This is a genomic window from Rathayibacter sp. AY1G1, from assembly GCF_002932095.1.
Classification (GTDB): Bacteria; Actinomycetota; Actinomycetes; order Actinomycetales; family Microbacteriaceae; genus Rathayibacter.
The window spans coordinates 82,086-103,176 of record NZ_PSUZ01000014.1 but is presented as its reverse complement, the minus strand read 5'-3'; the positions used below and the strand labels follow the sequence as shown (position 1 = coordinate 103,176).

Here is a 21,091-nt window from a genome sequence, read left to right as displayed (position 1 = left end):
ACACAGCGGTCAAGAGTGTGATGAGTCACGCCCGAGCAAGCCAGGACCAGCCTGACAGCCGGCACCAGGCCAGCCGAGATCATTAGAGAGTGTGAGGGGATCGCCCCTCGCGGGCCGGCTGGAAGGCCGGCCCTCCCCCACCTGCGACCCCTGCATGTGAGACCGAGATCCGACTGCTGGACGCGGCGGATCTGGGGCACACCGAGATCTGATCGTCGCTGAAGGCCGGGGTCCCGCTCCCGGCCTTCGTCATTTCTGGTCCCCACCCGGAAAGGGGCCGCCGCGGAGGGACATCTGCCCGTTCCTGCACGGATGTTCACGGTAACGTCAGCCGACTCCTCAGCGGCGAGGAGGTCGGCGGGAGCTCGTGCCCCCGCCTGCTGCCGCTCGGGGCACTCAGCGAGGACCGACCCAGAGGACGACCATGCGACGACGACACGCCCTGCTCCCTGGAGCGCTCACCGGACTGCTGCTGGCCTCCGGGCTCGTCGCCGGAGGGCCCGCCGCGGCTCCAGCGGCGGCCGCTCCGGTGGCCCCCGCTCCCGCCGCTCCCGCTCCCGCTCCGGACCGCCCCGTCGCGGCTCCGGACGCCGAGCCCACCGTGATCGAGCCGGAGGCGGACGCGACGACGCAGCAGGCCGCCCTCGCCCTCGACGCCGACTTCGTCGACGTCGAGATCCCGGCGCGCGCCCAGGTGCAGACGCACCGCGTGACGATCGCGCTCGTCGCTCCGCAGGGCACCGTCCCGGGCGGGTACACGACCGCCGACGCCGTCCGCGCCCTCGACCTCGTCGACCGGTTCTACTCCCGCGAGACCAGCGGGGCGATCCGCTTCGAGCTCGACCAGGTCGTCGACTGGCAGGTCGTCGACCAGCCGATCGGCTGCACGAACACGGGCGGACTGCAGGACTGGATCGCGCAGAGGACCGGCTGGCAGCGCGGACCGGGCAAGCACCTGGTCGCCATGGTGCCTGAGGGTGACCCGTGCCCGAACTGGGCCAACGGCGAGCAGTCCGGCGATCCCGATGACGGCGGACGCGCGTTCCAGCCCGGACCGGACGCGTACTTCCTCGCGCACGAGCTCGGCCACAACCTCTCGCTGCCGCACGCCTACAGCGTGAACTGCGCCACGACCCGCGACTACGCCTCCACCCCGCTGCCCGCGGACTGCCGCCGCGAGGAGTACGGCAACCGGACCGACGTGATGGGCGGCGCCTGGTCGTTCCTGCCGCTGTCGTCCCCGTCGCTGGCGCGCCTGGGCACGCTGCCGAACACCCGCCAGCCGGTCTGCGGCGCACCCCGCACCACGACGCTCGACACCCTCGGAGCCGGACCCGCTGGCCGGCGTGCGCTCACCTGGAACGACCCGCAGGACACGGGCATCCGCTACTGGGCGCAGTACAACGACCGCGCCGACACGACGTCCGACGGCGGCGCGTACACGAGTCCCTTCCAGGTGCGCCGCGACGTCTCGGGCGTGCAGATCCTGCGCTCGAACCCGGGCCAGCCGTACGCCGGCGACCTGCTCGAGCGTCCGGGCGACGCGAGCGAGGCGAACGAGTTCGTGCTCGCCGGAGAGAGCGCAGTGCTCAACTCCGGCATGTCCGTGCGGGTCGACCGGATCGACGAGCTCACCCGGACCGCGACGGTCACCGTGACCGTGCCGTGCACCGACTACGTCGGCGACATCGCTCCGCTCGCCTCGTCGACGAGCGCTTCGTACACCTCGCCGTGGACCTCGGTCGGAGCGGTCGCCGACGGCGCCGCCTCGACGATCTGGGGCTCCTGGCCCCGGGTCGGAGAGCAGCACGTCGAGCTGCGCTGGCCGAGCGCCGTGACCGTCGACAGCGCCTCGGTGCTGTTCGCGAGCGACGCGGCCGACGCCGACGGACGCGGGCTGATCCCCGCGCGGTCGTGGCGGGTCGAGCACCTGGTCGGCGACGTCTGGACTCCCGTGAGCGGAGCGGCTCCCGGCCGCGAGCGCGACGTGCTGAACCGCGCGACGTTCGCTCCGGTGACCACGACGGCGCTGCGGCTCGTGTTCACGGCGTGGGGAGCCGGCGAGTACGGCGGGTCCACGGGCGTGGCCGAGATCGAGGTGAACGGCATCGCCCTCGCGGCCTCGGCGGAGGCGCGCGGGACGCTGCAGAGCGTGCCGACCGCGACGACGCGCGACCTCGCGCAGTCCGTGCTGGTGCGCGACTCCTCCGGTCGCGCCCTCGCGGGCCGCTCGGTGGGCTTCGCGATCACCGGGCCGGCGGCCTTCGAGAGCGGAGCGACGACCGCCGCGGTGCTGTCGGGCGCCGACGGCGTCGCCGCGCTCCCCCGGATCCGCACCGGCTCCACCGCCGGCACCGTCTCGATCACCGCGCGCGTCGACGGCGTGACGACGGCGCTGGCCGGAGCGAGCGTTGCGCCCGGCGCCTCCGTCACCGCGAAGGCGACCTCGCGGCTGATCCTCGGGAAGGTCGTCGTCACGGTGACGGCGACGAACACCGGCCGCGCGGCCGCCGATCTGACCGTCGTGACGCCCTACGGCACGGCGTCCTCGGCCGCGGTCGCCCCGGGCGCCACGGTGACCAAGGTGTTCCGCACGGGCAAGAGCTCGATCGCCGCCGGCACCGGCACGGTCACGGCCGTCTCGGGCGCCTCGCGCGCGAGCGTCTCGGTGGTCATCCCGCGCGCGTGACCGGGACGGGGGCTGCCCGCCCGCCAGGACGACTCCGTCCGGGCGGGCGGCTGCTGTTGGCGTCGAGGTGACGCGCCCGGCGACGTGCCGCGGCGGAGTGATCGGGGGACACGATGAGGCGGACGACCGCAGGGATCGCACTGGCAGGAGCACTGCTGCTCGCCCTGACGGGATGCGCGGGCGGAGGCGGGACGGTGGGCGAGGTCCGACTTGTAAGCATGACAACAAGTCAGCGCGGCCCGCTCGTCAGAACAGAGGAGGGAGCTGCCCTGAGGTGAGGATCAGCCGCAGCCCGACCGCGAGAAGAGCGCCCGTCGCGATGACGACTCCGACGATGAGCCGCCGCTCAGCGGCGCTGTCCGCCGCGGCGATCCGGTTCGCTCGGATCGCCTCCTCCTGCTCGATCAGGCGGCGGCTCGTCTTCCGACTCAGCCCCGTCAGCCGCTCGCCGTGCAGGCGCACACGGTCGGCCTCCTGCTGGAGTCGGCCGCTGGACAGGCGCGAGAGCTGATGAGCCGCGCGCGCGGCCCCGGGCCGCTCATCGACACGGCTGCGCTCGATCACGTAGTCACCGCCGGGATGAGGAACGCGATCAGCGCGGCGGCGTGGTCGGTGCCGTCCTCCCGGACGGGGAACCCTCCGAGCACCCACACCCCGGGGAGGGTGAGCGTGTTGCGGACGCCCGCGAGCAGCCGTTCGGTGCTGTAGCTCTCGTGCTCCTCGTAGTAGTTGCGCTCGAACGCGACGATGAGGCCGATCTGCTCGGGCGTCGCGCATCCGGTGTCGGCGTCGATGACCGGTGCGGTGCGGGCGGGGTCCGGGGTGAGGAACGCGATCAGTGCGGCGGCGAGGGCGGAGCTGTCGTCCTCGACGGGCTCGGCGCCCTGCAGGGCGTGGGCGTTGCGGACGGCGGCGAGCATCACGTCGTCGCTGTCGTCGGCGTTCTGGTCCCAGTGAGCGCGCTGGTCGGTGATGATGAGGGCGACCTGATCGGGGGTCGCGAGGCCGGTGTCGGTGTCGGTGCGGTACATGGTCTGTTCCTCTCAGCGGGTTGCGGCCAGCGCGGTGTTGATGTCGACGGTGATCCCGCGCTCCGCGAGGCGGTCGAGGGTGGCGGGCTCCTTCGCGATCTGCTGCCAGCCCTCGGGCGAGATGACGACCGCGGGATCCCCGTCCGCGTCGTTGAAGACGACACAGGTGCGCGAGTCGAGAACGGCCCCGGTGCGCGGGCAGAGGATGTTCTTGCTGACGAGGTAGGTGACCGTCTGGTCACGGAGGATCGCTTCGAGGGTGTCCATGTGTGTTGCTCCTGCTCCTGGCTGATCGTTTTTCTTTGCCTCTCCGGCGGGGAAAACCGTTTGAGTGGAGCCGGCGGAGTGACACCGATCACGGGCGAAATAAGCCCGTAGGGCGCGTCCGGGATCGGTGGCACGCAGCCGGTGGAGCGAAATAGGTTGGAACCGCGGAGAGGTGAAGATTCTCAATCAGGTTTGTCAAGCCAGCGGGGGTGGTCTGGCTCGGTTGTTCTTCCTTCTCTCCCAGCGTTTTTTTGCCTGGAAGGCACGTAGTGCCGAGCAGGGTCGGAGGTGGGAGCGCAACCCGGAAGGCGGAGGAGGAGAGGTTGTCGGCGCGATGTGAGGGAGCGCAGCGACCGCGTGCCGAGAACGTCGGAGGAGCCGGCCGCGCAGCGGCTTGCGTGGACGCCGCAGGCCCGTACGTTGCCGAAGGCTTCCAGGCAAAAATGCGCACAGCGCACAGCACCGCGTCGACCGGAGGTCGGCGTCCATGTCGGTGCCCGCGTCCGAGATCGTCTGCGCACCAGGGGCGTGCTGCTCCATCGGGCCGCACGTGCTGCCTTTGTATGCAGTGCGTACCGCTGAGAAGCCGCATATCTCCGCGGAGTAGGCCGGTTCCGCCGCGCCACGGGTGCGAGCATGACCGTAGGAGGCCTGGATGCGTGACGCGGTGATGGTCGTCGAAGACGACGTCGAGATGGGCGAGCTCATCAAGCGGGGCCTCACCGGCGACGGCTACGACGTCGACCTGTTCTCGAACGGGGTCGACGCGCTCAATTCGGCGCGCGAAGCGGACTACTCCGCGGCGATCCTCGACGTGATGCTCCCGGGGATGAGTGGCTTCGAGATCTGCCGGCACCTGCGCGCGAGCGGTGCCACGCTCCCGGTGATCATGCTCACCGCCCGCGACGCCCTGCAGGACCGCGTGTTCGGCCTCGACGCGGGCGCCGACGACTACCTCGCGAAACCGTTCCACTTCGAGGAGCTCTCCGCCCGCCTCCGAGCGATGATCCGCAGAGAGCACCTCACGAACCGGGCACCGGTCGTGCTGGGAAATCTGCGCGTCGACCCCTACGCGCACGCCGCGACGGTCGACGGCGCCGTCCTGCCTCTGAGCCCCAAGGAGTTCGGCGTCCTCCGCGCGCTCGCGGCGCGCGCCGGGGACTTCGTGCCGCGGGAGGAGATCCTGCTCGAGGTGTGGGGGTCGGCGGAGTTCGTGGACCACAACATCGCGGAGCAGTACATCAGCTACCTCCGCCGCAAGCTGGCCGCGGGCGGGGCGTCGGTCGAGATCCTCACCCGACGGGGTGCGGGCTATCGCCTCGGGGTGACGCCGTGAGCTGGCGGTCCCTGTCGATCCGGGTGCGGATCACGGTGTCGAGCCTGCTGGTCGCGATGCTGTTCTTCGGGATCGTCGCGGTCGTCGTGCGCGAGCAGCTCGATCACATCCTCGATGCCTCCACGATCGAGCTGGTCCGCTCGGGAGCGTCGCAGGCGCTGATCGAGGAGAGCCGCGACACCGCCGAGGCCGTCGTCGGCGGCGTCAGCACGACGCTCCTGATCGCCCTCGCGATCCTGTTCGTCGCGTTCGCTGTGACGTCCTGGGTCCTGGTCGGCCTCGCGCTGCGCCCCGTCGGCAGGATGCGCGCGATCGCCGACCGGCTGCGCCAGGGACGCTCCACCGAGCTGCTCCCGGTCGGGCCCGCCCGCGACGAGCTCTCCGACCTCGCCTCGACCCTGAACGCGCTGATCGCGGACCTGCGGGAGTCGGCGGACCGGGAGCGGCGGCTCGTCGCCGACGCGAGCCACGAGCTGCGCACCCCGCTCGCCGCGCTGCGCACCCGGCTCGAGCTCGCTGAGCGGGTCCGCGACGATCCGGCGGCTCTCTACGCCGATGTCGTCGACGCGCGCCGCTCGATCGACCGCCTGCAGTCCCTGACGGACGGGCTGCTGATCCTGTCGAGGATCGACGCGGGCATCGCTACCGGCGACGCCTCCTCGGCGGCTCTGCGGGAGGAGGTAGCCGACAGCGTCGACCGCGCCCGGATGCTCGCCCGCGAGCGGGACCTCGCGATCGACTTCGTCGCCCCCGCCTCGATCGTCGCCGCCCGGTACCCGATCTCCCCGACCGATTTCGGCCGGATCCTGGACAACCTGCTCGCGAACGCCGTCACTGCGACGCCCGACGGCGGCAGCGTCAGCGCGACCCTCGTCGAGCGCGCCGAAGAGATCGTCCTCTCCGTCGACGACGACGGCCCGGGCGTTCCTGACGCGTTCCTCGCGGTCGCGACTGACCGTTTCACCCGCCCGGATGCCGCCCGCTCCCGCGACGGCGGCGCCGGCCTCGGGCTCGCGATCGTCGCCGGTCTCAGCCGCGCCGCCGGCGGCGAGCTCCGACTCCGCAACCTCGCCCCCCACGGCCTCGGTGTCGACGTCCGCATCCCCGCGACGCAGCCCCACCCGACCTCTCGCAAGGAGAACCGATGATCGACCCCCAATCCCTCCTCGACGGCGCCGGCCCCTGGGCGATCGCCCTGGTCTGCCTGATCGCCTTCGTCGAGACGGGCCTGCTGATCGGGTTCTTCCTCCCCGGTGACACCCTCCTCTTCTTCACCGGTGTCTTCGTCGCGACCGGCGTGATCTCCCTGCCGGTGCCGCTGGTGATCCTGATGGTCGCCGCCGCCGCGTTCCTCGGCGACCAGCTCGGGTTCGTCATCGGCCGCGCGAGCGGGCCGCGGATCTTCGAGCGCAAGGACAGCGGGCTCTTCAGCCGCTCGAGCGTCGCCCGCACCCAGTCGTTCTTCGACCGGTTCGGCGGCTGGGCGGTCACCATCGCCCGCTTCGTGCCGGTCGTGCGCACCTTCGCCCCCGTCGCCGCCGGCGTCGGGAAGATGCACTACGGCCACTTCGTCGGCTTCAACGCCCTCGGCGCCGCCGTCTGGTCCACCGGCGTGATCCTCCTCGGCTTCTTCCTCGGGCAGATCCCCGGCGTCGCGGACTTCGTGGGGAAGTACATCGACATCGTCCTCGTCGGCATCGTCGTTCTCAGCCTCGCCGGCATCGCCCTCACCTACTGGCGGCAGAAGAACCGCGCCGGACGCGACGCCTGAGCCCAGCGCTCAGGGGGTCGCCGTGACGGCCGCGCGCGGTCGGCGGAGCGCGATCACCGCGACCAGCTGCAGGAACACCGCGAGGGCCGCGAGCGTGACCGGGCCGGTGCCCAGGCCCAGGCCCTTCCGGTCGACCGGATCCGCGAGCCAGTCGCAGACCGAGGCGCCGAGCGGTCGCGTGACGACGTAGGCGGCCCAGAACGCGAGGACCGCGTTCCGCCCCGTGAACCGGTGCGCGAGCGCCGGCACCGCGATGACCGCCGCGAACAGGACCGCGGACGGCAGGTAGCCGAACCCGAGCGTCGACGCGGTCAGATCGCCCGCGGCCGTGCCGAGCGCGAAGGTCCCGGAGACGGCGAGCCAGTAGAACGCGGCCCGGCGCGGCGTCGTGATCGAGTGGATCGACAGCGTCCGCTCCACCCGCCACCACACGACGAAGACCGCCGCGAGAGCCAGCGCGAACCCGAGAGTGGAGACGAGATACGGGACCCCGGCGACCACGTGCAGCACGTCGGCGGCCATCGTGCCGAAGACACTCACCATCAGCACGGCCAGCCAGTACACCCACGGGATGTACCGGCGGACCGCGAACTGCAGCCCGAGGGCCGCGAGGAACGCGAGCCCGGTCGCGCCGACCACGATCACCGGGTCGAACGCGGTCGCGAGGAAGTCCGACGCCGTCTCGCCCATCCCCGTCGTCAGCACCTTGAGGATCCAGAACAGCGCCGTCGCCTCGGGCACCGTCGAGGCGGCGTACCGGCCGGCGACGAGATGTGAGCGGATCCGAGGGAGCGGAGGGCGGCGCTGATCGGTGAGGTGCATCATGCCGCCATGCTCGGGCAGCCTGCGGTACCCGGGGCTGGGGGCTTCGCCGGGTCCGTTGAACAAGCGCACAGCGACCCGCTCACCGGCAGCGCTGCCCGCTGCCTTCCGCCGTCATCTGGTCGGACGGTGCCCGGAGAAGCGCCGCCAACGGAACGACGGTGATACAGCACGTTCGGTGTGCAGCCTGACCGCGAGCGGCGCCCAGACGATCAACGCCACCCCGGCGCCCAGGAGCAGCCCGCCGACGGTGTCGGAGATCCAGTGCGCACCGAGGTAGGTGCGGCTGAGCATCATCGCCACCGTGTAAAGGGCTCCGGCGATGCGGACCCACCACAGCGGGAAGACGATCGCGAGGACCATCGCGGTCGAGGCGGCGTTCGCGCTGTGGCCGGAGGGGAACGAGCCGAAGTCGGCGTTCACGAGGATCTCCAGCGGCCGCGGACGACCGACAGCGTTCTTGAGGATCTGCACCAGCAGCCCGCTCAGCGGCGCGGCGATCGCGAAGTACGTCGCCGCCCACCGACCCCGCCAGACCAGCAGCCCCACGAACACGACGAGCGGAATCACGATCGTGCCGACGATCCCGCCGCCGAGGCTGTTCATCACCAGCGACGGCACCAACCAGAACGTCGACCGGTGCTCGATGATCTCGTTCATCCAGGCGGTGTCGAACCCGAACGGCTTGTCGTGCTCCCGGTAGAAGATCAGCGCGGCCAGAAGTCCCGTGAGCAGCACCGCGAGGCCCGCCGAGATCAGCGGCCAGCGTCGCGCCGCCCGATAGGCGATCGCACCATCGGCCAGGGGTCCGCTGTTCGGCATCAGTTCCGTCCTCCTCGCTCGGCGCGCAGCACGCCGGAGGAGTCCACGCTACGAATGCGCGGGCTCCGGGTGCGGAGGATTCCCCCGCATCCGTTGTGAAAGCACAGAACCTGAGCCCATCGGCTCGGTACCGACCTGGTCGAACCGCGGAGCTTCGGGTCGTTGTGAGCAAACACAACGCAGCACGGCGCATCCCGAGCCGCCGCCCACGTCCCGGCTGGGACTCTGCGGGCATGGACATCTCAACGACGGCAGCACCGTCCCGCGGCCGGCGGCTGCTCAGCAAGGTCCCCGAGGTCACGATCTGGTTCTGGATAATCAAGATCCTCTGCACCACGGTCGGTGAGAGCTTCGCCGACTGGATCAACATGGTCCTCGGCGTCGGCCTCATCGCGACGGCTGTGATCTTCATCATCGTCACCGCGGTCGTGCTCGCCGTGCAGATGCGGCTGCGACGCTACGTGCCCGCCGCGTACTGGCTGACTGTCGTGGTGATGAGCGTCACCGGCACCCTGCTCACCGACATCCTCACCGACCAGCTCGGAGTGCCTCTCTGGGCCAGCTCCCTCGTCTTCTCGCTGCTGCTCGTGATCGTGTTCGGCGTCTGGTATTCGAAGGAGCGCACCCTCTCGATCCACAGCATCGACACCACCCCGCGGGAGGCGTTCTATTGGGTCACCGTCCTGGTCACCTTCGCGCTCGGCACCGCCCTCGGCGACTGGACTCTCGAGCTCACCGGCTGGGGCCCTGGCGTCTCGATCCTCCTGCCCCTCACGCTGCTCGCGATCGTCACCGGCCTCTGGCGCTACGGCGCGAACCCGGTCCTCGCGTTCTGGATCGCCTACATCCTCACCCGCCCCCTCGGCGCCAATATCGGCGACTGGCTCGGCCTGTCCCCCGACGAGCAGGGCCTCGGGCTCGGCACCTTCGTCACCAGCATCATCTTCCTGCTCGCGATCCTCGCCACCGTCGTCTACCTCTCCCTCAGCAAGGCCGATGTCGACAAGGGCGCATCCGAGCACTACACCACGCCAGTCGCCCGCGAACGCCGTTCACTCGTCGCCTTCGCGGTCCTCGCCGTCGCCGTCGTCGGGCTGCTCGCCTTCACCAACAGCCAGCCGCACACCAGTCCGGCACCGGAAGGCGCAGCCCCGGCCTGCGATGCGTCGGGAACGCTGTCCGCAGCTGACGCGAAGGCATCCGTTCAGACCGACTTCCCCTCCGCCGACGTGCAGAACTTCCAGACGATCACCGCCGACACCCTCGCCCTCGTCACCAGCGGCGATCAGGCCGGCGCGAAAGCCCGCGCCACCGACCTTGAGACCGCCTGGGACGACGCGGAGCCCGCACTGAGCGCCGCGAACTGCCAGACGTGGACCTACGTCGACCAGCAGATCGACCCCGTTCTCTCCTCCGTCCGCGCCGGCAGCCCCGACCCGGTTGTCGAGAAGACGAGCATCCAGGACCTGCTGACCACTCTCGCCGGACGCTGACATGAGGCGTCAAGGTTTTCTTTTGCGACCCGAATCTGGCCTCCTCCGACCAATTGATCACTGCCGCCCTGCCCTGCCGCCGCCGCAGCGGCATCAGCGCGACTCAACACATCGATCGGAACCGGTCGGTGACAAATCGGTCCGCTACTGAACCCATGCTCGAGCTCGTAGACGCACTCCGAGCACACGGGGCTGCCGACCAGGCCGGCGTCCGCGAGGTGCTCCACCCAGGGGTGCGAGCACTCACCACAAACCTCAGCGAGCAGAACCCGGAACCGGGCGCGGCGCGAACGGCGAGCGTCAGCTCGCCGGCGCCACTGCGAGAGGCCGACCATCACGTGAGCGTAGCGAGCGCGCCACCAAGCAATCGCGCGCTTCGCCTCATCCGCATCGCCTCTGGCGTCCCGTTTGGGGATTCCCATACGGACGGTAACTAAGGATCTATCCGGCGGTGATCAGCTCGCCGGGCGCACCGAGAGAAGCGAGGTCGACATCGCCCTGTGACGTCAGGAGCTCTCCGCTGATCCCGTCGTAGACGGCGGTGAAGACGTCCACCCGATGGAGGTCGAAGCCATAGGGCACGTCTGTTCTCTCCGCGGGCGCGTGCACGGTCAGCGCCCAGACCGGCTCGTCCTGCGCGACCCAGTAGTGGTCCGCGAGAGCGGGGTCATACGCGGCGAGCTCCTCGTACGTGGTTCCGACCGCGTAGATCGGGTACTGCTTCTTCTCCTCCGCACTGAGCGTCGAGAGGAGTCTTCCGGTGCCGTTGGCCAGGTGGAGCGCCGGATTTGTCAGCTGCTGGACGTCGATGATCGGCCCCTCAGAGGCGGCGGCGGCGATGGGGGTGCCCGGCGGGCCCTCTGTCGGGACGGTGGGTGTCAGGGCCTCCGTCGTCTCTGTTGGTTGGGCAGGCGTCTCGGTGGAGATGGGGGTCGTGCTGGCGGTGGCGTCGATGGTGACGGGGCCGGAGCGGATGCGCATCGTCGTGGAGGTCAGGGTGAGGCTGACGTCCTCGGTGCCCAGGACGTCCATCAGCCACTGCTCTCGTTCGCCGGCGGCGTCGAGGCAGCCGACGTACGTCGTCGCGGGGCTTCCGATGACGACCCATACAGAGGTCTGCAGGCCGGCGGACTGGAGGTCGTAGGTGAGCGTGTTGCAGGGACCGTCGACGCTGAGCTGCGACCGGCCGTCGGTGCCGGTGATGCGAAGGCTGACGGGGTGATCGAGCAGCCATCCGCCCGATCCCTGGTCACCGACGACCGAAGTGGTCTCGTAGACGAGCCTGGTCGCGACTTCGGCGCCGAGCAGTTCACCCGGCACCTGCGACGTCGGTGGGGAACCGGGGCTGTCGGCACTCGTCGCGCATCCACTGACGAGGAGCGCCGCGGAGAGGCAGAGGATGGTGAGGGCGAGTGTTTTCGTGCGTCGGAAGGTCACTGGTCGACTCCGGTCCGCGTCGCGGGCGGGTTGGTGCAGTCGACTGTGGTGGGCAGTCCCGTGAAGATCTCGATCCGGCCGCCCTCCCGGCACACCTGGGTTCCTGCGAGGGAGAACAGGGCGGCGTCCGTTCCGTCTCCGTTGGTGCCCGCGAGCGCAGCGCACGCCGCGGCGAGCGACGCAGTGGAGTGTTCTGCGGGTGTCTGGATCTCGCCCGACAGGGCAACGCCCTGACCGTCCGGTTCCCAGCAGGTGACGGGCGCTGCGACCGGAGTGCCGCGCTCGGTCGTCACCGCCGTGAGGACTGCCGCGCTGAGGACGGCGCCGGCGATGCCGGCGAGCGTCACCGCCGCGGCCTGGCGAAGACGTCGGCGGCGGCGGATGCGGTGCGCGAGGCGTGCGCTGATGCGCTCGAGCTGCTCATCGCTCAGGTCACGACTGTCCATGGTCCTCTGTCCGTTCCGTCAGGGCTCTCGTCACCGATGCCCGTGCCCGCGAGAGGCGATTGCGGACAGTCCCGTGGGACAGGCCGAGGGAGCGAGCGGCATCGCTGTAGCTGAGGTCGTCCTCGATGCACGCCGTCCAGATCGCCCGGTCCGTCGCGCTCATCTGCTCGACCAGACGCCGCACGTCGAGCAGCCGGTCGCTCGTCTCCGCGTCGACGCCGCGAGAGGCGGTGTCGTCGGAGAGGGGCAGGTGGCGTCGGCGCTGCTCGCGGCGATTGGTCGAGAAGCTGAGGTTGCGTACCGTGACCAGCAGCCAGGGCAGCACCGACTCCCCCACGATGCGCACGCTCGTGCGGCGCTTCCAGAGCAGGAAGAAGCTCTCCTGAACGACGTCCTCCGCCTGGCCGGCGTCCGCGAGGAAGCTTCCCGCGGCGCGGTAGACCGCGCGGCCGTGCATCCGGAAGAGAACGTCCAGCGCCGACGGGTCACCGCCGCGAAGTCGATCCACCAGCGTCGCCTCAGCAGCACCGACCACCCGACATCACCCCCTCAGTAGTGAATGCCCTCAGAGCACCGTTTCGTCTCAGGCGTCATTAACGAACTTTGTCAATTCGACAGTGCCTCTGTGACCTATCCCCTACCGGACGCGCGCCAGATCATCATCCGCGCGCGACGGTCGGCCTGGCATCGCGCCGCCGTGATCATCGCTCGGGAGTCGAGGGACGGCCTTGAGGCATGTGGGAGGCGATGGCCGCGAGGGCGAAGCCGACGAGTGCGGTCGGCAACGCCAGGATGCACCAGACGATTTCCCACCCGTGGTGAGCATGGGCCCCGCTTGTCGCGCGAATGACGGTGAGGACCCAGACGCTGATAGCGCTGGTGAGGGCGACGATGCCAGCCGCGAGGAGGAAGGCTTTCCCTGCTGCGGCCTCCTCGTCGGTGGGCATCAATCCCATGCCGATTCCTCTCTCGCTGATGGAGAGGTAGGTCAGCACGACGGGCGCGACGATCATCCCGAGGACGGCGATCGCGGCGATCACCGGACTCAGGGGTCCCTTCCGAGCGACGTCAACCACGCAGTGCACACTATCCGCGCGTCGCTAAGCCCCCCCCTGCGAGCGGGCCGCTCGTCGTCCGGCATGGAGACGCCCTGCCGGACGCCCGCTGGATCATCCCCATACGGGACGCGCACAAGGCGCTCGGGTTCGCGAGACTGAACTGATGTCGGGGTTGCTGGTCATCGATCTCGTGTCGCGCGTGATCAGAGCACGCTGCGGCCGAGCCGCGGCGCACGAGAGGTGACGCGCCCGACGTCGGGAATCAGCACGCCTCATGATTCACGGCGACGGAGAACAGGACATCAACCGGCCGATCTGCGGCGTCGGCTCAGTGCCCAGACGAGCGCGCCCGCGAGGAGCACCGCGCAGGTCAGCCCGGCGACGTGCAGGACGAGCGACGGCATTCCGTTCTCGGGGAGCAGGAAACCGTACGGCACCCACCCGTCGGTCGCTCCGCGGACGAGCACGACGACGACCCAGACGATCGGGTAGGGCAGGACGACCCACAGCCGGCGCCAGGAGAGCGGTCCGCGATCGTTGACGACGATCCAGTCGAGGAGGACGAGCGCTGGGAGCACCACGTGCAGGACGGCGCTGACCCAGGGCGGGGCCGTCCCGGTACCGGGGACGAGGGTGTTGTAGATCACGGCGACGACGATCGAGTAGGCCGTCGCCGCGCCGCGGACGTAGCTCAGCCACACCGGCGTCGGGCGGCGGGCGAGCGCGACCGATCCGGCGACGATGAGCACCGCGCTCGCGAGGAGGCTGGTCTGGTTCGTGAAGTAGCCGAAGTAGTCGAACGGATTCGGGTCGCCGGCCGCGATGCTCAGCGCGTAGGTGTGGAGGATCACCGCGACGGCGGCTGCACCGACGGCGATGCGCGCTACACCCACGAATGGGCGGGTCGGTGCCGGGGAACTCATCGGGTCAGCCTAGGAGCCGTCGGGCTTCCTGATGACCCGCAGCAGACACTCCTTTTCGGAACGGCGCTGAGTCGCTCAGGCCGAGAGGCGACCACCAGGAAAGTGGTGACGTCGCTCAGCCTGATCCGGTGGGGACGTTCTCGAAAGTGCGCAGCACGGTCGCGATCGCGGCATGCCTGATGGTCGTGACGGGGTGCACGGCGCAGCCTGCACCGTCGGCCCGCCTCTGGCGACGAACACGGACGACGGCTTCGCCACGTCACTGGCCGGCGACCTAGGCGTAGCGACGTTCACCGGGAGCGACGGGACCACCGGCGAGCGGGTAGAGGCGCTGCGAGCATCCGGCTCGCATGCGGTCGGTGACCGGTTGCGACCAGCCGAGGACGCCAGAACCGTGCGGGTGCGTGGAGGGGAACGCATCGTCGTCGACGGGCCGTCCATCGACGGTTCCGGGCAGGTGGCCGGTTTCGACATCGTCGAGGCTGATGATCTCGACGCGGCGATCGCGATTGCCTCCGAGCATCCGATGGCGCGTTTCGGGCTCGTCGAAGTGCGACCGGTGTGGCCCTTCTAGAGGGTGGGCTGACGGCGTCGGCGCCGGCGTCATCCGCGCGCCCTGCGACGCTCCGCGGGCCTTCCAGCAGAAGGCGCAGCAGCTGCGCCCCGACCTGAGCATCCTCGCCCCCGACATCCTGGAACGCCGTCTCCTCTTGCCAGACGTCGAGTAGTGGCCGCGGAAGTGTCCAGCCGCACGTGCGGCGCGGCGCTCCCCATGAACACGATGACCGGACACGAAGTGCCCGGTCTGGCGTGTCAGGCGAGGGTGAGGAAGAGCTTCTCGAGCTCTTCCACGGTGAGCTTGCGCGGAGAGGCGTCAGCCGCGACGTCGTCGGCGGAGTCCGCGTCATCGGTGATGAGGCATTGACGCATGGCGGTGGAGATGATCGCGAAGCCGGCCCGATCCAGAGCGCTGGAGACGGCGGAGAGCTGGGTGACGACGTCTCGGCAGTCACCGCCGCTCTCGACCGCGCTGATCACGGCGGTGAGCTGCCCCTGCGCGCGCTTGAGGCGGTTCACGATCTTCCGGATGGCGTCCGTGTCGTGGAGTTGGCCAGCGGTGTCGGTCATGCTCGTTCTTCCTGTTCGCGGCGCGGGAGGCGCGTCGAGTGCTGTGATGCTGCGGGTGAGCGTCAGCTTCCGGATCAGAGTACCCCTGGGGGTATCAGCGCGGAGACTGTGACGCGATTCTCGATCGCTTGTCCGTCTCATTGCCGGAGCGTCAGCGGGTGAGGAGTCCCGCGATGCTGACGGACGCGACGAACACGGCGACGACAAGGACGAGTACGGCGAACACGATCTTGACGGTTCTGTCCGGGAGGCGGGAAGCATAGCGGGAGGCGATGAGGGATCCGGTGATCGCGGCGCCGCTGAACAGGAGGATGGCGGGCCAGTCGAGGGTGGCGCCAGGGAGGTGGGCGCTGAGACCTGCGACTGAGTTGATCACGATGATGACCAGCGAAGTGCCGACCGCGGTGCCGGCGGACAGGCCGAGAAGGAGGATGAGGGCGGGGGTGATGAGGAATCCCCCGCCGATGCCGAGCAGGCCCGTGAGGAATCCGACGACCAGGCCGACTCCGATCGCGCGGAGCGCGTAGAGGCGGACCCGGTGATCGTGTCCGGTGGGTGGGGCGGTGAGCATGCGGATGCCGGCAGCGACCATGAGGGCTGCGAAGAGCAGCATCAGCACGTCCGGATCGAGGACCTTGTTGATCTGGGAGCCGACCCACGCGGCAGGGATTCCTGCGGCGCCGACGAGGGCGGCGGTGCGCCAGTCGATCGCACGGCGCAGTCGAGGGATCACGGCGGAGAGCGCGGCAAGCCCGACCACGATCAGGGACGCGGGGACGGCCTCGTCGGTCGACAGTCCGACGCCGTAGACGAGGGCGGGGACGGCGATGATCGAGCCGCCGGCGCCGACCAGGCCGAGGACTGCTCCGATGAGGAGGCCGAGAGGGAGGGAGATGAGGCTCATGCGCTCTTCCGGATTGTCGGGTGGGTGAGGGCACTCTCCGCGAGGTCGGCGAGGGCCGCGGCGGCGAGGATGCCGGAGTGGCGGCGCACCACCTCGCCGCGGCGCAGGAGGAGGACTGTTGGGATGGACCGGATTCCGGCTGCTCGAGCGAGAAGCGGTTCGGCTTCGGTGTCCACGGTGGCGAAGAGGATTGCCGGGTAGTGCTCGGAGAGGCTCGCGAACACGGGTGCGAAGGCTCGGCAGGGTCCGCACCAGCTCGCCCGGTAGCTGATGAGGGCGACGTCGTGCGCTGTCGTGGCGGCGTCGAAGGTGTGCGTGGTGAGGGTGTGGACGGTCATCGATCCGAGGTCAGGTGATGGGGAGGCCGGCGAGGGTCCAGGCGTCCATCCCGCCGGCCATCGTGTCGGCGGTGAAGCCGGCGCCGGCGAGTGCGGCCGCTGCGGCGGCGCTGCGTCTTCCGCTGCGGCAGACGACGATGATCGGCTGAGTGGCCGAGAGCTCGGAGAGGCGCTGCCCCAGCTGCCCCATCGGCACGTGCAGTGCGCCGGGGATCATGCCGGTGGCGACCTCGTCGTTCTCGCGGACGTCGAGGATCTGGCTCGTCGGACGACGACGGTCGGCTTCGGTGACGGTGATCTCGTTCATCAGTTCTCCTTCAAGTAATGAGCGGGGTAATGCCTCACTGGGAGGGGTCAGCGGAGGGGTTCGCCGGCGGAGCGCCAGGCGGTGATCCCGCCGCGCAGGGAGTGGGTGCTGTAGCCGCGGTCGGCGAGAAGGCGAGCCGCGGATGCGGAGCGGACGCCGGACTGACACATGAGCACCACGGGACGGTCCTTCCGGATGCCTGCGCTCGTGCTCTGCAACGTGTCCAGAGGGACGTGCTCGGCTCCTGCGGCGTGGCCGGTGCGCCATTCCTGTGCGGTGCGCACGTCGACCAGGGTGGCGCCGAAGAGCACGAGCTCTTTCGCCTGCGCGACGGAGACAGTGCGGGACGAGCGGCGGAACAGGCGGTCGAGAAGACCCATCAGGCTGCGCTCCGGACCGGGATCTGGGTGATGGCGCCGGTGGCTGTCGGCTCGACGGCGGCCTTGTTCCACGGCAGTCGTCCGAGGACGGAGGCCATCGGGCAGCTGTTCACCGCGGCCGAGAACGTCAGGCCCGCGCCGATCGCGCCGGACAGCAGACGCAGCGGAGAGCCGATGACGCGTCCGCCGACAAGACCCAGGAGGACGAGGACGCCGGCGGCGAAGCGGACCTGGCGATCCATCGCCCATCGTTCAGCGCCTCGGACGACGTCGCCGCCGGCGGCGGCGTAGCCGGGCACTCCGTCGGCGAGGACGTAGGCGCCGGTGAGGCCGGTCGCGGCCAGGCGCTGTCGAGCCTGCTCCGCACGGACCCCGGACTGGCAGGCCAGCACGACGCGGCTTCCGAGGCGCTCGGCGAGCTGGTCGGCGTGCTCGGACAGCAGCGGCAGGGGCACGTTGAAGGAGCCGCGGATGTGCAGCGACTCGAACTCCGCTGCGGAGCGCACGTCGATGACGAGCAGGTCCTCGTGCTCGCTCACCCACTCCTGGAGAGTGCTCGAGTCGACGGTGAGAGGGGAAGAAGTGGTCGTCATGGTTGCCCTTTCGAGAGCGCGGAAACACCGAAGGCGGGCGTCGCCGATGGTGGGAAGCGAAGAGGTAGGCCGTGGCCGGCACGGGTGAGATGCCGGGCGGCGGGGCCCGGCAGCCCGGCGAGGGGACACTCGCGCTCGGGCCGGTGTCCGCCCGCCGCGCCCGAGTTCGGGCGCGTGAGTAGGACGCGCCAGGGTGGGGCGCGGCGGGCGGGACGCCGTGAGGAGGGTGTGTCAGGCGGTGGGTGCGTCGGCGTTCTGCTGCGCGCGGGAGTAGCCGAGGTAGCTGCCCTCGATCTCGATGACGGGGAACCCGGCGCGGCGCAGCGCCTGGCTGGCGATGATGTTGCGGGCGCCGCTCTGGCAGTAGCTGATGATCGTGCGGTCCTTCGGGAGCCGGTCGGTCTCCCACAGCACGCGTCCTGCGCCGATCCGGGTCGCTCCGGGGACGTGGCCGGCGGCGTACTCGCTCGCTTCGCGCACGTCGAGCACGAAGGCGTCCTCGATGTCCGCGACCTCGTCGGGGGCGATGGTGGCGGAGGGTCGCGTCTCGAGCCCGTCGAGGGTGGTGAGGTAGCCGGCGTAGGAGTCGATTCCGACGCGGATCAGGTGATCGCGCACGTGATCGGCCTGCTCCGGCCCGTCGACCAGGAGAAGAAGGGGGCGCTTCTCCTGCTCCGGGTCCACCGCCCAGGCACCCCACGCGGCGGTCTTCCCTGTCGCGGGGATCGCCAGGGCACCGGGTACCGAGCCGGCGCGCACGTCGGCCGGGGCGCGGGTGTCCACCAGGATCACCTCGTCGTCGCGGAGCAGCTCGGCGGCGTCCTCGGACGTCACCGCCGCCAGTTCGGACAGGGGTCCGAGCACGGCGGGGCCGTCGCGGTTCTCGCGCTTCATGCGGGCGAAGTAGGCGTGCGCGTCGGGCTGCCCGTCGAGCAGCTCGCGGACTAACCCGTCCCGGTCATCCGCCGCGAGGTAGGGACCCCACCAGGTGTAGAGGCGTTCGTAGCCGACGGTGGTCGACGCGATCGCTCCGAGCGCCTTGCCGCAGGCGCTACCCGAGCCGTGCGCGGGGTGGATCTGCACGTGATCGGGAAGGGTGAGCAGGACGCGCTTGAGGCTGTCGAAGAGGTCCTGCGCGCCCTGGAACCGCGTGTCCTGACCGCCTGCCGCCTCATCCAGCAGATCGGGGCGGCCGAGGTCGCCGACGAACACGAAGTCGCCGGAGAGCAGGTAGCCGGGATCCTGAGTCAGGGCGCCATCGGTGACGAGGAACACGAGGTGCTCCGGAGTGTGACCGGGAGTGTGCCGGGCCTGCAGGCGGAGGTTGCCGATGGGGATCACGTCACCGTCGTGCAGCCGGGTCGCGTCGAAGCCGTACTGCCAGTCGACGCCGCCCTCCCCCGAGACGAAGATCTCGGCGTCGGTGGCGCGGGCGAGCTCGCGCGTGCCGGAGAGGTAGTCGGCGTGGATGTGGGTCTCGGTCACCGCGACGATGCGCATGCCGTTGCGGGCGGCGGTGTCGAGGTAGACCTGGACATCCCGTCGCGGGTCCACGACCACCGCGTCTCCCGTGGCCTGGCAGCCGATGAGGTAGCTCGCCTGGGCGAGGTCGTCGTCGTAGAAGCGTTCGAGCAGCATCACTTCCCCTTTCAGTAGGAACTCATGACCAAATTATACCCCCGGGGGTATTTTATCGAGCGTGCTCAAGTGGGGGCTGGCCCTTCGGGCGAGCGAGCGCCGTCCGGCTGGCAGCGGTCAGCCCGCCGGCACCGTCCGCATCTCCTCACCCACCGAGGTGTGCAGATCGCCGCTTCGACTGGAGCCCTGCGCCATCGATGAATCTGTCCGAGTGCGAATGACGGGGGTCCGTGTCACCATGACTGCATGGTTCCCACCCTCGAGGTACTGACGATTTCGAAGATCAGCGCTCGTCTCGCTGAACTTGAGGCACGCGCAGGGGCTTCGGTTGATGAGCTGCGCCAGCGCGCCGACCGGTACGAGCTGTCCCAGGAGGGACAGTCGATCCTGCGCAAGCTCGAGGACCTGACGTACCTGCGGGAGCATGCCGAGCGTTGACCCTGGCGGTCAGTCCGACGGGGACCTCGAAGAGAAGGTCTTCGACTTCATGCTCGAAATCATGGAGATGCTCGCGAAGATCATCCCCAACGGACTCGTCGGCCTAGAGAGCAGCGTGGTTCGCATGCGCGGCGGCGGTGTCGCCGTCACTGTCGAGCCCACCGAGGAGCTCGGGCTTCGTCTGGACATCGAGGGCACCGAGACCTTCCGTCTCGTCGTCCAGTATCGGCTGGTCCTGAGTCCGGTGAGCCACCTCGTCTCTGTGGAACGCTCGACGTTCAAAGTGAACGTGCGCGGCTCGGCCCGGCCGCTCTTCACCGTCGACTACCTCCGAGACAGCGGCAGCGACGTCCCCTCGGCGCACTACAACGTGCATGCCGAGCGGCAGGACATGACGGACGCCCTCGCCGCCACAGGAGCTCGACGTCGCGGCAAGATCTACCAGAAGCGCGTAGCGAAAGGTGACCCGCCGCGATTCGGCGATGTTCACTTCCCGACTGGCGGCCATCGGTTCCGACCGTGCCTCGAGGACGTGCTGGAGATGATGATCATCGAGTTCGGTATCGACACCATCAGTGGCGCGGGCGCCGCCCTTCACGAGGGTCGCCTTCGGTGGCGCAAGCGTCAACTCGCCGCCGCGGTGTCCGACGATCCGATGACCGCCGTGGCAGAGCTGGAGCGGCTGGGGTTCACTGTCGTTCCGCGCGACAGCGCCGAAATACTCCCGCGTTTCGATCGGCTCACCGCACTCTGAGGCTCACCCCCTCACCGCAGGTACGCTGGCAGCGCTCCTCCGCCGAGCCTCACCGTCAAGCGCTCCCGGGCGCCGCGAGCTCGCCGGTGATGTATTGCGCTCGGCCGAAACCGAAGGACCAGTCGGCCGCGGTGTTCTCGATGAAGCCGATGACGAGGTCGGCGCCGTCGATGCCGATCGCGTCCAGCGCGGCGGCGAGGGCGGCGAAGAACGCCTGCTTCTCCTCGGTGCTGCGGCCGGTCTGGGTGAAGATCTGGATGATGACGATCTGCTCGGACCTCTCGATGCCGAGTCCGACGTCCAGGGCGGTGAGTCGGCCGGGCTTGTGCTCGGTGACGATCTGGAAGCGGTCACGCTCCGGGAGGCCGTAGACCTCGACGAGGGTGCGCATCAGCGCGTCACCGAGTGCGGTGATCTGCTGGTCGGAGCGGCCCTCGATCAGGTCGATGCGGATGAGTGGCATGGTGACTCCTTCAGTCCGGGGCGTGCTCGCACCGTAGCTCCCTGCCAGCGCTG

At 69.9% G+C, this 21,091-nt stretch carries 26 protein-coding genes; 8 read left to right on the top strand and 18 right to left on the bottom strand.

The features are described from left to right. The first annotated feature begins 424 nt into the window (after positions 1 to 424). Positions 425 to 2,689 (top strand): Ig-like domain-containing protein, encoded by a 2,265-nt coding sequence (locus tag C5C36_RS17605; protein WP_181027133.1) that lies wholly within the window; start codon positions 425 to 427, stop codon positions 2,687 to 2,689. Positions 2,690 to 2,935: 246 nt separating this feature from the next. On the opposite strand, the gene C5C36_RS09830 is transcribed toward C5C36_RS17605, so the two are convergent. The 3 genes from C5C36_RS09830 to C5C36_RS09820 are packed head-to-tail and all read right to left on the bottom strand — an operon-like array spanning position 2,936 to position 3,987. Further along, positions 2,936 to 3,253, bottom strand: coding sequence for a hypothetical protein (locus tag C5C36_RS09830; RefSeq protein WP_104260266.1), 318 nt, complete (start codon positions 3,251 to 3,253; stop codon positions 2,936 to 2,938). Beyond that, a complete protein-coding gene (locus C5C36_RS09825) occupies positions 3,250 to 3,720 on the bottom strand; it encodes a hypothetical protein (protein ID WP_104309668.1) in 471 nt (156 codons plus the stop codon). Before C5C36_RS09825 ends, C5C36_RS09830 begins: the two co-directional genes overlap by 4 nt. Positions 3,721 to 3,732: 12 nt before the next feature. Then, entirely contained in the window at positions 3,733 to 3,987 is a 255-nt protein-coding gene (locus C5C36_RS09820; RefSeq protein WP_104223237.1) for a hypothetical protein, read from the bottom strand. A 655-nt stretch (positions 3,988 to 4,642) separates the two neighbouring features. Between C5C36_RS09820 and C5C36_RS09815 the strand changes: the two genes are divergently transcribed. The 3 genes from C5C36_RS09815 to C5C36_RS09805 are packed head-to-tail and all read left to right on the top strand — an operon-like array spanning position 4,643 to position 7,094. Beyond that, complete coding sequence (locus C5C36_RS09815) at positions 4,643 to 5,323, top strand: response regulator transcription factor (RefSeq protein ID WP_104223238.1); 681 nt, start codon at positions 4,643 to 4,645, stop codon at positions 5,321 to 5,323. Beyond that, positions 5,320 to 6,471: a HAMP domain-containing sensor histidine kinase gene (locus C5C36_RS09810; RefSeq protein WP_258059421.1), complete on the top strand. Its 1,152-nt coding sequence runs from the start codon at positions 5,320 to 5,322 to the stop codon at positions 6,469 to 6,471. The genes C5C36_RS09815 and C5C36_RS09810 overlap by 4 nt, the downstream gene beginning before the upstream one ends. Continuing rightward, positions 6,468 to 7,094, top strand: coding sequence for a DedA family protein (locus C5C36_RS09805; RefSeq protein ID WP_104226507.1), 627 nt, complete (start codon positions 6,468 to 6,470; stop codon positions 7,092 to 7,094). Before C5C36_RS09810 ends, C5C36_RS09805 begins: the two co-directional genes overlap by 4 nt. Positions 7,095 to 7,103: 9 nt before the next feature. Here the strand turns inward: C5C36_RS09805 and C5C36_RS09800 are convergent, their stop codons facing one another. Next, positions 7,104 to 7,919 carry a hypothetical protein gene (locus C5C36_RS09800; protein ID WP_104309667.1) on the bottom strand — a complete coding sequence of 272 codons (816 nt, stop codon included), beginning with the start codon at positions 7,917 to 7,919 and terminating at the stop codon, positions 7,104 to 7,106. A 111-nt stretch (positions 7,920 to 8,030) separates the two neighbouring features. Then, complete coding sequence (locus C5C36_RS09795) at positions 8,031 to 8,738, bottom strand: phosphatase PAP2 family protein (protein ID WP_258072249.1); 708 nt, start codon at positions 8,736 to 8,738, stop codon at positions 8,031 to 8,033. A gap of 233 nt (positions 8,739 to 8,971) precedes the next feature. Between C5C36_RS09795 and C5C36_RS09790 the strand changes: the two genes are divergently transcribed. Next, complete coding sequence (locus C5C36_RS09790; RefSeq protein WP_104226509.1) at positions 8,972 to 10,231, top strand: hypothetical protein; 1,260 nt, start codon at positions 8,972 to 8,974, stop codon at positions 10,229 to 10,231. A gap of 441 nt (positions 10,232 to 10,672) precedes the next feature. Here the strand turns inward: C5C36_RS09790 and C5C36_RS09785 are convergent, their stop codons facing one another. The 5 genes from C5C36_RS09785 to C5C36_RS09765 all read right to left on the bottom strand — a co-directional run bounded on the left by C5C36_RS09785 (position 10,673) and on the right by C5C36_RS09765 (position 14,095). Continuing rightward, positions 10,673 to 11,668, bottom strand: a complete 996-nt coding sequence (locus C5C36_RS09785; protein WP_104309666.1) for a hypothetical protein — start codon at positions 11,666 to 11,668, stop codon at positions 10,673 to 10,675. Further along, positions 11,665 to 12,114, bottom strand: a complete 450-nt coding sequence (locus C5C36_RS09780) for a hypothetical protein (protein WP_104288412.1) — start codon at positions 12,112 to 12,114, stop codon at positions 11,665 to 11,667. Before C5C36_RS09780 ends, C5C36_RS09785 begins: the two co-directional genes overlap by 4 nt. After that, a complete protein-coding gene (locus C5C36_RS09775) occupies positions 12,101 to 12,622 on the bottom strand; it encodes an RNA polymerase sigma factor (protein WP_146085323.1) in 522 nt (173 codons plus the stop codon). Before C5C36_RS09775 ends, C5C36_RS09780 begins: the two co-directional genes overlap by 14 nt. Positions 12,623 to 12,815: 193 nt before the next feature. Next, positions 12,816 to 13,190: a hypothetical protein gene (locus C5C36_RS09770; RefSeq protein WP_146082412.1), complete on the bottom strand. Its 375-nt coding sequence runs from the start codon at positions 13,188 to 13,190 to the stop codon at positions 12,816 to 12,818. 284 nt (positions 13,191 to 13,474) lie between these two features. Continuing rightward, positions 13,475 to 14,095: a Pr6Pr family membrane protein gene (locus C5C36_RS09765; protein WP_104309664.1), complete on the bottom strand. Its 621-nt coding sequence runs from the start codon at positions 14,093 to 14,095 to the stop codon at positions 13,475 to 13,477. A gap of 172 nt (positions 14,096 to 14,267) precedes the next feature. Between C5C36_RS09765 and C5C36_RS09760 the strand changes: the two genes are divergently transcribed. Then, positions 14,268 to 14,669: a YciI family protein gene (locus tag C5C36_RS09760; RefSeq protein WP_104309663.1), complete on the top strand. Its 402-nt coding sequence runs from the start codon at positions 14,268 to 14,270 to the stop codon at positions 14,667 to 14,669. 239 nt (positions 14,670 to 14,908) lie between these two features. Here C5C36_RS09760 and C5C36_RS09755 read toward each other — a convergent pair whose 3' ends face one another. From C5C36_RS09755 to C5C36_RS09725, 7 genes are all read right to left on the bottom strand, one after another. Further along, positions 14,909 to 15,223 carry a metal-sensitive transcriptional regulator gene (locus tag C5C36_RS09755; protein ID WP_104309662.1) on the bottom strand — a complete coding sequence of 105 codons (315 nt, stop codon included), beginning with the start codon at positions 15,221 to 15,223 and terminating at the stop codon, positions 14,909 to 14,911. 151 nt (positions 15,224 to 15,374) lie between these two features. After that, the gene (locus tag C5C36_RS09750; RefSeq protein WP_104268944.1) at positions 15,375 to 16,127 is read right to left on the bottom strand and encodes a sulfite exporter TauE/SafE family protein; all 753 of its coding nucleotides are present in this window, start codon (positions 16,125 to 16,127) and stop codon (positions 15,375 to 15,377) included. Next, entirely contained in the window at positions 16,124 to 16,465 is a 342-nt protein-coding gene (locus tag C5C36_RS09745) for a co-chaperone YbbN (RefSeq protein ID WP_104268945.1), read from the bottom strand. The genes C5C36_RS09750 and C5C36_RS09745 overlap by 4 nt, the downstream gene beginning before the upstream one ends. A 10-nt stretch (positions 16,466 to 16,475) precedes the next feature. After that, on the bottom strand, positions 16,476 to 16,772 hold the full coding sequence (locus C5C36_RS09740) for a rhodanese-like domain-containing protein (RefSeq protein ID WP_104273012.1): 297 nt from the start codon (positions 16,770 to 16,772) through the stop codon (positions 16,476 to 16,478). A 47-nt stretch (positions 16,773 to 16,819) separates the two neighbouring features. Then, a complete protein-coding gene (locus C5C36_RS09735) occupies positions 16,820 to 17,152 on the bottom strand; it encodes a rhodanese-like domain-containing protein (RefSeq protein WP_104309661.1) in 333 nt (110 codons plus the stop codon). Continuing rightward, positions 17,152 to 17,745: a rhodanese-like domain-containing protein gene (locus C5C36_RS09730; RefSeq protein ID WP_104309660.1), complete on the bottom strand. Its 594-nt coding sequence runs from the start codon at positions 17,743 to 17,745 to the stop codon at positions 17,152 to 17,154. The genes C5C36_RS09735 and C5C36_RS09730 overlap by 1 nt, the downstream gene beginning before the upstream one ends. Positions 17,746 to 17,976: 231 nt before the next feature. Beyond that, positions 17,977 to 19,383 (bottom strand): rhodanese-like domain-containing protein, encoded by a 1,407-nt coding sequence (locus tag C5C36_RS09725; protein WP_104309659.1) that lies wholly within the window; start codon positions 19,381 to 19,383, stop codon positions 17,977 to 17,979. A gap of 246 nt (positions 19,384 to 19,629) precedes the next feature. Here C5C36_RS09725 and C5C36_RS09720 point away from each other — a divergent pair, with 246 nt between their 5' ends. Both C5C36_RS09720 and C5C36_RS09715 read left to right on the top strand, forming a co-directional pair. Further along, positions 19,630 to 19,821, top strand: a complete 192-nt coding sequence (locus tag C5C36_RS09720) for a hypothetical protein (RefSeq protein WP_104268950.1) — start codon at positions 19,630 to 19,632, stop codon at positions 19,819 to 19,821. Next, positions 19,808 to 20,575, top strand: a complete 768-nt coding sequence (locus C5C36_RS09715) for a hypothetical protein (RefSeq protein ID WP_104273010.1) — start codon at positions 19,808 to 19,810, stop codon at positions 20,573 to 20,575. Before C5C36_RS09720 ends, C5C36_RS09715 begins: the two co-directional genes overlap by 14 nt. 55 nt (positions 20,576 to 20,630) lie before the next feature. Here C5C36_RS09715 and C5C36_RS09710 read toward each other — a convergent pair whose 3' ends face one another. Continuing rightward, positions 20,631 to 21,038, bottom strand: a complete 408-nt coding sequence (locus C5C36_RS09710; RefSeq protein WP_104268952.1) for a tautomerase family protein — start codon at positions 21,036 to 21,038, stop codon at positions 20,631 to 20,633. Positions 21,039 to 21,091: the final 53 nt, after the last annotated feature.